The organism is Micromonospora purpureochromogenes (assembly GCF_900091515.1).
Lineage (GTDB): Bacteria > Actinomycetota > Actinomycetes > Mycobacteriales > Micromonosporaceae > Micromonospora > Micromonospora purpureochromogenes.
Genome location: NZ_LT607410.1, coordinates 1,960,498 through 1,969,823 on the forward strand (window position 1 = coordinate 1,960,498; position 9,326 = coordinate 1,969,823).

9 protein-coding genes are annotated in these 9,326 nt (G+C 73.5%); 5 read left to right on the plus strand and 4 right to left on the minus strand.

The features are described 5' to 3' along the window. Positions 1 to 71 precede the first annotated feature (71 nt). Positions 72 to 1,163 carry a mechanosensitive ion channel family protein gene (locus tag GA0074696_RS09195; RefSeq protein ID WP_407940603.1) on the minus strand — a complete coding sequence of 364 codons (1,092 nt, stop codon included), beginning with the start codon at positions 1,161 to 1,163 and terminating at the stop codon, positions 72 to 74. Positions 1,164 to 1,421: 258 nt separating this feature from the next. Here GA0074696_RS09195 and GA0074696_RS09200 point away from each other — a divergent pair, with 258 nt between their 5' ends. Continuing rightward, positions 1,422 to 1,955 (plus strand): HNH endonuclease, encoded by a 534-nt coding sequence (locus GA0074696_RS09200; RefSeq protein WP_088964456.1) that lies wholly within the window; start codon positions 1,422 to 1,424, stop codon positions 1,953 to 1,955. A gap of 22 nt (positions 1,956 to 1,977) precedes the next feature. On the opposite strand, the gene GA0074696_RS09205 is transcribed toward GA0074696_RS09200, so the two are convergent. The 3 genes from GA0074696_RS09205 to GA0074696_RS09215 form a co-directional block, all read right to left on the minus strand. Then, positions 1,978 to 2,796, minus strand: a complete 819-nt coding sequence (locus tag GA0074696_RS09205; RefSeq protein ID WP_088960700.1) for a class F sortase — start codon at positions 2,794 to 2,796, stop codon at positions 1,978 to 1,980. Positions 2,797 to 2,808: 12 nt separating this feature from the next. Then, positions 2,809 to 3,285 carry a hypothetical protein gene (locus tag GA0074696_RS09210; RefSeq protein WP_088964457.1) on the minus strand — a complete coding sequence of 159 codons (477 nt, stop codon included), beginning with the start codon at positions 3,283 to 3,285 and terminating at the stop codon, positions 2,809 to 2,811. Between the two features lie 137 nt (positions 3,286 to 3,422). Then, on the minus strand, positions 3,423 to 3,896 hold the full coding sequence (locus GA0074696_RS09215; RefSeq protein ID WP_088960701.1) for an Lrp/AsnC family transcriptional regulator: 474 nt from the start codon (positions 3,894 to 3,896) through the stop codon (positions 3,423 to 3,425). Between the two features lie 146 nt (positions 3,897 to 4,042). Between GA0074696_RS09215 and GA0074696_RS09220 the strand changes: the two genes are divergently transcribed. The 4 genes from GA0074696_RS09220 to GA0074696_RS09235 all read left to right on the plus strand — a co-directional run bounded on the left by GA0074696_RS09220 (position 4,043) and on the right by GA0074696_RS09235 (position 9,324). Then, entirely contained in the window at positions 4,043 to 4,945 is a 903-nt protein-coding gene (locus GA0074696_RS09220) for a tryptophan 2,3-dioxygenase (RefSeq protein ID WP_088960702.1), read from the plus strand. A 14-nt stretch (positions 4,946 to 4,959) separates the two neighbouring features. After that, complete coding sequence (gene kynU, locus GA0074696_RS09225; protein WP_088964458.1) at positions 4,960 to 6,240, plus strand: kynureninase; 1,281 nt, start codon at positions 4,960 to 4,962, stop codon at positions 6,238 to 6,240. Between the two features lie 244 nt (positions 6,241 to 6,484). After that, positions 6,485 to 7,822: an FAD-dependent oxidoreductase gene (locus tag GA0074696_RS09230; RefSeq protein WP_088960703.1), complete on the plus strand. Its 1,338-nt coding sequence runs from the start codon at positions 6,485 to 6,487 to the stop codon at positions 7,820 to 7,822. Positions 7,823 to 7,842: 20 nt separating this feature from the next. Next, the gene (locus GA0074696_RS09235) at positions 7,843 to 9,324 is read left to right on the plus strand and encodes a 2-hydroxymuconic semialdehyde dehydrogenase (RefSeq protein ID WP_088964459.1); all 1,482 of its coding nucleotides are present in this window, start codon (positions 7,843 to 7,845) and stop codon (positions 9,322 to 9,324) included. Positions 9,325 to 9,326 lie beyond the last annotated feature (2 nt).

The following is a 9,326-nucleotide window of genomic DNA, read 5'->3' on the forward strand; positions in this document are numbered from 1 at the left end:
CGATACCCGAGGGGCCGCGCGGTCCGCGACCCCCAGATTTCGGACTCCCCGATTCGGTCCTGCCCGGCAGGTCAGGTGGCCCCGCCCTGACCGGTGCCCGGGGTGCCCACCGTCCCGGGCACCCCGGCCGGACCGATCCCGCCGGTCTGCGGCAGCCCCGGGTAGAGCCGCCCGGCCGCGATCTTCGCGGTGATGCCGGAGTTCTCCAGCGCCTCGGCCAGCCGGCGGCGCAGCTCCCGGCCCACCGCGAACTGCCCCTCCGCGGTCGTCTTGACCACCGTCCGGATCACCGCGCCGTCCACGGTCATCTGCTCGACGCCCAGTACCTCGGGCGGCTCGACGATCTCCGGGGCCAGCTCCGGGTCCACCGCGACCGAGGCCGCCGCCGTACGCAGCACGGCGTTCGCCTCCTCGGTGCCGGCGAAGCCGATCGGCAGGTCCACCACCACCAGGGCCCAGCCCTGGCTCTTGTTGCCCACCCGGACGATCTCGCCGTTGCGGATGTACCAGAGCACCCCGCGACCGTCGCGGACGGTGGTCACCCGCAACCCCACCGACTCCACCACGCCGGTCGCCTCACCCAGGTCCACCGTGTCGCCGACGCCGTACTGATCCTCGATCAGCATGAACAGACCCGCGATCAGGTCCTTCACCAGGCTCTGCGCGCCGAAGCCGAGCGCGACGCCGGCGATGCCCGCGCTGGCCAGCAGCGGAGCCAGGTCGAAGCTGAACTCCTTGAGCACCATCAGCAGTGCGATGCCGAAGACGAACGCGGTGACCAGGCTGCGCAGCACCGAGCCGATCGCCTCGGCGCGCTGGCGGCGCCGCTCGGGGATGAACTCGGTGGGATCGAGCGCGGCCGACGGGATGCGCTCGCGCAGCGGCCGGAGCATGGTCGGCACCGCGCCGTGGGTGGTGGTTCGGACCAGCCGGTTGATCGTCCGGTGCAGCGCCCAGCGGCCGGCGAACGCCAGCAGCAGGATCAGCGCGACCCGCAGCGGCTTGAGCAGGATCCAGTAGCTGCCCTCGGCGAACCAGACCGAGTCGGTCACGTCGAGGACCCCCTTGCACCAGGTGTCCTGGAGGCACGAGGGTGACGGGTCGGGCGGGGCGGCGACGGGGAAGGTCGGGCTGGTGGCACTCACCCTGTCTTCGTACCGCAACACCGTCGACGGCCCACCGGCGGCCCACCGTCGGGCGACCTCTGCCGCCCGACGGCGGCCCGCGAACCGGACATCTTCCCGCGCGCCGAGAAAGCTTCACGAGGGAGCCCGGATTAGTACGTGCAATCCCGGGTCTTATCAGGGACGATTGGCGCAACGGACGTCGGTGATCCCGCCGGCGTCGGTCGTGGTTCCCCGCTGCGCGGGGCGCGGCCGACGTGGCCAGCGGTGGGCAGCTGGACCGGGAGGGTGAGCACGATGCCTGACATACGACCCACGGTGGGCTCCGGCGCGCTGGTTCTCAACGCCACCTACGAGCCGCTGTGTGTCGTGTCGGTGCGTCGCGCCGCCATCCTCGTGCTCTCCGCCAAGGCGGTCTGCGTCGCCGACGGCGACGGCATCCTGCACAGCGCCCGCGACGCCCTCCCGGTGCCCTCCGTGGTCCGGCTGACCCGCTTCGTCCGGGTGCCGTACCGCACTCACATCGGGCTGTCCCGGCGGGCGATCTTCGCCCGGGACGGCTGGCGCTGCGCCTACTGCCGGGGGCCCGCGGAGACCATCGACCACGTCTTCCCGCGCAGCCGGGGTGGCCGGCACGCCTGGGAGAACGTGGTCGCCGCGTGTGCCCGGTGCAACCACACCAAGGGCGACAAGACCCCGGCCGAGCTGGGCTGGCGGCTGCACTGCCTGCCCGCCGCCCCCAAGGGCACCGCCTGGCGGGTGCTGGGTCACCGCGCGCCCGACCCGCGCTGGGCGGACTGGCTCGACCTGCGCGAGTCCGAGGCCGCCTGAGCGGGGCGCCGGCGCCGCCGGGTCACCGGTCGCGCGCCTTCACCAGCGAGGCGTACACCACCACGTTGTCGGCGTAGCCGGTCTCGCCGCCCACCCACCGGCCGCCGCACGTGATCAGTCGCAGGTTCGGGCGGCTGAAGTCGCCGAACACCTCGTCCACCGGCAGGTCCTCCTTGCCGTAGCGCTGCACCTGGTTCACCTCGAAGACCGCCACCTTCCGGTCCTCGCGGGTCACCTCGACCGTGTCGCCGTCGCGCAGGTCCCGCAGCCCGTGGAAGACCGCCGGGCCGGTGGTGGTGTCGACGTGCCCGACGATCACCGCCGGGCCGTACTGGCCGGGGGTGGGGCCCTGGTCGTACCAGCCGGCCTCCTGGGCGCGGGCGGCGTCGGGCACCCCGATGCTGCCGTCCGGGGCGATCCCGACGTGGTGCACCGGGGCCTGCACGTCGATCCGGGAGATCGAGATCAGGGTGGGTGGGCTGCCCGGCAGCACCGGGAACTTCTTCGGCGGCGGGCGCAGCCCGGCGATGAACCGGTCCGGCAGGACGCTGAGGCCGGTCACCTGCTCGATGCCGAGCATCGCGACGATCAGCGCCATCAGGGTGGCGATCACCATGAACGCGGCGCCCGGTCCCCGGCTCCGGTAGCCGCCGTAGCGGGCCGGCCGCGCCGCCGGCCGTACCGGGCGGGCGTGGGCGACCGGGTCGGTCGTGGTCACGCTGGCGGTGAAGGCCTGGCCGGCCACCCGGCGGAAGCGGCCGGCCGCACGGGCCGCCAGCCGGGCCGCGGCGCGGACCCGGTCCCGACCCGACCGCGGGGTGCGTCTGCGTGTGCGGGTCATGGCGACGTGGGGTCAGGAGCTCGTCCCGGCCCGTCGGCGGCCCCCGCTGAACATCCCGAGCCCCGCCACCACGGTCACCACGGCCAGGCCGCCGACCAGGAGCAGCGAACCCGCGCCCCGGCCGCCGGCGGTGCCGCCGCCCCCGGTCGCCGGGCCCTTGCTCGGCTGGGCCATGTTCAGCACGGTCAGCATGGTCGACGCGGTGTTGCCGTTGGCGCACCGCAGGTCGACCGGGTAGTCGCCCGGTTGCTTGTTGCCCGGGATGGTCACCGCCCCGGTCAGGAAGCCGTTGTCCGGCCGCAGCACCACCCGGCCGAAGGCGTCCGACTGCACGGTGGCCTGCTGGTTGTTGGCGTTGTCGCAACTGGCCCGGATGTTGACCCGGGTGCCGGCCTGCGCGGTGTTCGGCGTGACCTCGACGAAGGTGTTCTCCCCGGCCCGGGCCGGTGTGGCCGTTGCCAGGACGAACGTCGCGACCAGGGCGAACATCGCCAGGACGGCGGAAAAGGCACGATGGTACGCGCTGAGCCCCCGCATGATTCTCCCCTCCCGGCCAGGTGCGCCGGAATCCTGCGACGGGTGTTCGGGCCTGCATTCCCGCTCGCCGTGGGGCAAACCCGCACGGGTCAGCGACGGCGGGTGCCCGGCGCCCCGGCCGGCGGGGTCGGCAGCGGGGCGACCGGGTGCCAGTCCAGCGGGGTGGAGAGCACCATCGTGCTGGACGGCTGGCCGTACGGGGCGAGCCGGTCGATGACCGCCTCGAACTCGGTGATCGAGCCGGCGGCGACCTTGAGCATGCTGCACGCGTCCCCGGTGATCCGGTGGATCTCCCGGATCTCCGGCCAGCCGGCGACGTCCGGGTCGTGCAGGATGCAGCGCGAGCCGTAACAGGACATCCGGATCATCGCGACCACGCCGCGACCGGCCCGGGTCAGGTCCACGTGGGCGTGGTAGCCGGTGATCACGCCGGACTCCTCCAGCCGGCGGACCCGCTCGGCCACCGCCGGCGGCGACAGGTGCACCCGCCGGGACAGCTCGCTGTACGACAGCCGCGCGTCGGTCTGCAGCTCACGCAGCAGGGCCCAGTCCATCTCGTCCACGCGTGGACCTTACCTTCCGCAGGTCGAACGGCAGAAGAGCCTTCCGCACCAAAGGTCAAACCCTGGATCGCCGTCGAATCGGCATTCCGTACGCCCTTGTGACCAGGGCATCATGTCGTCACCCGGCTCACGGAGGAGACGACAAGGTGGATCAGACGGATCTGCGGGCGCCCACCCGGACCGCCGCGGTGCGCCCGGTCACGCCGCAGCAGCGCACCGCGCGGGCGGCCCGCAACGGCGGCGAGCCCACGCTGGAGTTCGCCGACCGGGTGCCGTACGACGCGTACGTGCACGCCAGCACGCTGCACACCCTGCAGCAGCCGCTCAGCACGGACCCCGGCGAGATGTCCTTCCTGATGGTCAGCCAGATCATGGAGCTGTACTTCGGGCTGACCTGCCACGAGCTGCGCCAGGCCCAGCGGGACCTGCGCGCCGACCGGGTGTGGGAGGCGCTGGCGCCGCTGCGCCGGGCCGCGCTGCACCTGGAGGGGCTCAACGCCGCCTGGCGCGGGCTGCGCTGGATGACCCCGGCGGACTTCAACCGGTTCCGCAACCTGCTCGGCGAGGGCTCCGGCTTCCAGTCCGCCATGTACCGGCACCTGGAGTTCCTGCTCGGCCTGCGCGACCCGGCGTTGATCCGGCCGTTCCGCCGCCAGGAGCAGGTCTACGACGAGTTGCGCGCCGCTCTCGACGTGCCGAGCCTCTGGGACGACGTGATCGCCCTGCTCGCCCGGCACGGCCACGACCTCCCCGCCGACCTGCTGGAGCGGGACGTCACCGTCGAGCACCGGCCGCACCCGTCGGTCGAGGCGGCCTGGGTCGAGATCTACGACGACGGCGGGCCGCAGAACCACCTCCGCCTGCTCGGCGAGGCGCTGACCGAGGTGGCCGAACAGTTCGGCGACTGGCGGTGGAACCACGTCAAGGCCGTGCAGCGCACCATGGGCGCGAAGGTCGGCAGCGGCGGCTCGGCCGGACTGGCCTGGCTGCAACGCAGCATGGCCCGGGTGGTCTTCCCGGAGCTGTGGTCGGCCCGGACGGCGATGTGAGCGGGGAGCGGGACATGACCACCTCGGAGCGGGAGGCGCACCGCCTCGACGCCGCCGACCCCGGGCACCGGCACCTCTTCCACGTGCCGGCCGCCGACGGCGGACGTTACCCGGAGACCGCCTACCTGGCCGGCAACTCCCTCGGGCTGCAACCCCGGGCCACCCGCGCGGAACTCCTCGCCGACCTGGACGCCTGGCGCCGGCTCGGCGTCGAGGGGCACCTGGAGGCGGAGCGGCCGTGGCTGCCGTACCACGAGCTGTTGACGGCGCCCGCCGCGCGACTGGTCGGCGCCCGGCCCGCGGAGACCGTGGTGATGAACTCCCTCACCGTCAACCTGCACCTGCTGATGGTGAGCTTCTACCGGCCAGCCGGCGAGCGGACCCGGATCGTCATCGAGGACAGCGCCTTCCCCTCGGACAGCTACGCCGTGCGCAGCCAGGCCCGCTTCCACGGCCTGGACCCGGACGCCGCCGTGGTCCGGCTGACGCCGCGCGCCGGCGAGGACACCCTGCGCACCGAGGACGTGACCGACTACCTGGCCGCCGAGGGCGACCGGGTGGCGCTGGTGCTGCTCGGCGGGGTCAACTACCTCACCGGCGAGCTGATGGACATCCCGGCGATCACCGCCGCCGGCCGGGCGGCCGGCGCGATCGTCGGTTGGGACCTGGCCCACGCCGCCGGCAACGTGCCGCTGGCGCTGCACGACTGGGATGTCGACTTCGCCGCCTGGTGCTCCTACAAGTACCTCAACTCCGGGCCCGGCGCGCTGGGCGGGGTCTTCGTCCACGAGCGGCACCTGGGCGACCCCCGGCTGCCCCGCTTCGAGGGCTGGTGGAGCACCGAGGCGACCACCCGGTTCGAGATGACCCCGGTGTCCCGGCCGCCGGCCACCGTGGAGGCCTGGCAGATCTCCAACCCGCCGATCTTCGCGATGGGCCCGGTGCGCACCTCGCTGGAGCTCTTCGACAGCGTCGGCATGCCGGCCCTGCGGGAGCGCAGCGTCCGGCTCACCGGCTACCTGGAACGGCTGCTCGACGAGGTGACCCCCGGCCGGCCGCTGACCGTGGTCACCCCGCGCGATCCCGCGCGGCGGGGCTGCCAGCTCTCGGTGCGCATCGGCGCCGGCAGCGCCGCCGAGCTGACCAAGCGACTGCGGCACGAGCACGGCGTGGTCGCCGACGCCCGGGAGCCGGACATCGTCCGGTTCGCCCCGGTGCCGCTCTACTCCACGTACCACGACTGCTGGCGGGTCGCCGACGCGCTGGCGGCGACCGTCTCCGAGGTGCACCGGTGAGCGCGAGGAGTGAGCCGGTTTTGCGAGCCCCGCAGTCGCGAACGAAAGGCAGGCACCGGTGAGCGCGAGGAGTGAGCCGGGTTTGCGAGCCCCGCAGTCGCGAACGAAAGGCAGGCACCGGTGAGCGCGAGGAGTGAGCCGGGTTTGCGAGCCCCGCAGTCGCGAACGAAAGGCAGGCACCGGTGAGCGCGAGGAGTGAGCCGGGTTTGCGAGCCCCGCAGTCGCGAACGAAAGGCAGGCACCGGTGAGCGCGGAACGCGACGAGATCGCGGTGGTCGGGGCCGGCCTGGCCGGCTGCCTGCTCGCCTGCTACCTGGCCCGCCGGGGCTACCCGGTGGCCCTCTACGAGCGGCGGCCGGACCCGAGGACCGGGCGGGTGGAGCGCGGCCGGTCGATCAACCTGGCGCTCTCCGAGCGCGGCCTGGACGCGCTGCGCCGCATCGGCCTGGCCGAGCAGGTGATGGCGGACGCCCTGCCGATGCGCGGCCGGATGATCCACCCGGTCGCCGGCGAGCCGCAGTTCCAGTCGTACAGCGGTTCCGGGGACCGGGCGATCAACTCGATCAGCCGGGGCGCGCTGAACAACGCCCTGCTCAACGCCGCCGCCGCGCTGCCCGGGGTGCGGCTCGCCTTCGACCACCGGCTGGTCGGCCTCGACCCGACCAGCGGCGAGATGACCTTCGAGACCCCGCAGGGCAAGGTCACCGCCACCGCGTCGGTCGTCCTCGGCGCCGACGGCGCCGGTTCCGCCGTGCGCGGGCAACTGCTCGGGTACGGGGTGCTGACCGAGAGCCTGGACTTCCTCGACTACGGCTACAAGGAACTCACCATCCCGCCGCTCGGCGGCGACTTCGCCCTCGATCCGTCGGCGCTGCACATCTGGCCGCGCGGCACCTCCATGATGATCGCGCTGCCCAACCCGGACCGCTCGTTCACCTGCACGCTCTTCTGGCCCACCCACGGCACCGCCAGCTTCGCCTCGCTGGGCAGCCCGGCGGCGATCGAGCGGCACTTCGCCACCCACTACCCGGACCTGATCCCGCTCGCGCCCAACCTGGTCGACGACTACCAGCACAACCCGGTCGGCGTGCTGGGCACGGTCCGCTGCGCGCCCTGGCAGGTCGACGGGAAGGTGGCGCTGCTCGGCGACGCGGCGCACGCCATCGTGCCGTTCTACGGCCAGGGCGCCAACTGCGCCATGGAGGACGTCGTCGAACTGGACCGCTGCCTGGACGAGTGCGACGACGACTGGTCCGCCGCGCTGCCGCTCTACCAGCGGCGCCGGCAGGACAACGCCGAGGCGATCGCCCGGATGGCGCTGGCCAACTTCGTGGAGATGCGGGACAAGGTCGCCTCGCCGGTGTTCCAGACCCGCAAGCGGGTCGAGCACGCCCTGGAACGGGCGCTGCCCGGCCGGTACGTTTCGCAGTACGAACTGGTCTCCTTCTCCACCACCCCGTACGCGCAGGTGCGCCGCCGGGTGCGCCGCCAGTACGCGGTGGTGGGGGCGGTGGCCGCGGGCGGGCTGGCGTTGCTGGTCGGCGCGGTGGGTGCGGCGATCGGCCGGGGGAGGCGCGGATGACGCTCTGGGACGCGCGGCTGATGGCCGGGAGCGCGCCGGACGGGCCGGGGTTGCTGCGCCACTTCGTCGGCGGCGAGTTCGTCGACGCGGGGCCGCGCTTCACCAAGCGCAGCCCGGTGACCGGCGAGCCGGTCTTCGAGGTGGTCGAGGCGTCCAAGTCCACGGTGGACGACGCGGTGGCCGCCGCCCGGGCGGCGCTGCGCGGGCCGTGGGGCCGGATGGGGGAGCGGGAGCGCGCCGAGGTGCTGCGCCGGGTCGCCGACGAGCTGGAACGCCGCTTCGACGACCTGGTCACCGCCGAGGTCGCCGACACCGGCAAGGCCATCTCGCAGGCCCGCACCCTGGACATCCCGCGCGGCGCGGCGAACTTCCGGGCCTTCGCCGAGATCGTGGCGACCGCGCCGACCGAGTCGTTCACCACGGTCACCCCGGCCGGCGGCCGGGCGCTGAACTACGCCGTCCGCAAGCCGGTCGGCGTGGTCGCCGTGATCGTGCCGTGGAACCTGCCGCTGCTGCTGCTCACCTGGAAGGTGGCCCCGGCTCTGGCCTGTGGCAACGCCGTGGTGGTCAAGCCCAGCGAGGAGACGCCCGCCTCGGCGACGCTGCTGGCCGAGGTGATGGCCGCCGCCGGCGTGCCGGACGGAGTGTTCAACCTGGTGCACGGCTTCGGCCCGGACTCGGCCGGTGAGTTCCTCACCCGGCACCCGGGGGTCGACGCGATCACCTTCACCGGCGAGTCGGCCACCGGCGGCGCCATCATGCGGGCCGCCGCGGACGGGGTGAAGGCCGTCTCGTTCGAGCTGGGCGGCAAGAACGCCGGGCTGGTCTTCGCCGACGCCGACCTGGACGCGGCGGTGGCCGGCTCGGTGCGTTCCAGCTTCACCAACGGCGGGCAGGTCTGCCTCTGCACCGAGCGCATCTACGTGCAGCGCCCGGTCTTCGAGGAGTTCACCGCCCGGCTGGCCAAGCGGGCGGGGGAACTGGCGTACGGGTGGCCGGCCGACGAGGCCACCGCGAACATGCCGCTGATCTCGCACGGCCACCGGGACAAGGTGCTCGGCCACTACGCGCTGGCCCGGACCGAGGGCGCGGAGGTGCTCACCGGGGGCGGCGTGCCGCGCTTCGGCGACGGCCGCGACGGTGGGGCGTACGTGCAGCCGACCGTGCTGACCGGGCTCGGCCCGCAAGCGCGGACCAACACCGAGGAGATCTTCGGCCCGGTCGTGCACGTGGCCCCGTTCGACGACGAGGACGAGGCGTACGCGCTGGCCAACGGCACCGAGTACGGCCTGGCGGCGACGGTCTGGACCCGGGACGTCGGCCGGGCGCACCGGGCCGGCGCCCGGCTGGACGCCGGCATCGTCTGGGTGAACACCTGGTTCCTGCGCGACCTGCGCACCCCGTTCGGCGGCGTGAAGGCCTCCGGCATCGGCCGGGAGGGCGGCGTGCACTCGCTGGACTTCTACTCCGAACTGACCAACGTCTGCGTGGACCTGTCGTGAGG

Coding starts and splice junctions, on each gene's coding strand:
- GA0074696_RS09235 (WP_088964459.1), top strand. CDS start 7,843: ATGGCCGGGAGCGCGCCGGACGGGCCGGGGTTGCTGCGCCACTTCGTC.
- GA0074696_RS09210 (WP_088964457.1), bottom strand. CDS start 3,285: ATGTTCGCCCTGGTCGCGACGTTCGTCCTGGCAACGGCCACACCGGCC.
- GA0074696_RS09205 (WP_088960700.1), bottom strand. CDS start 2,796: ATGACCCGCACACGCAGACGCACCCCGCGGTCGGGTCGGGACCGGGTC.
- kynU (WP_088964458.1), top strand. CDS start 4,960: ATGACCACCTCGGAGCGGGAGGCGCACCGCCTCGACGCCGCCGACCCC.
- GA0074696_RS09200 (WP_088964456.1), top strand. CDS start 1,422: ATGCCTGACATACGACCCACGGTGGGCTCCGGCGCGCTGGTTCTCAAC.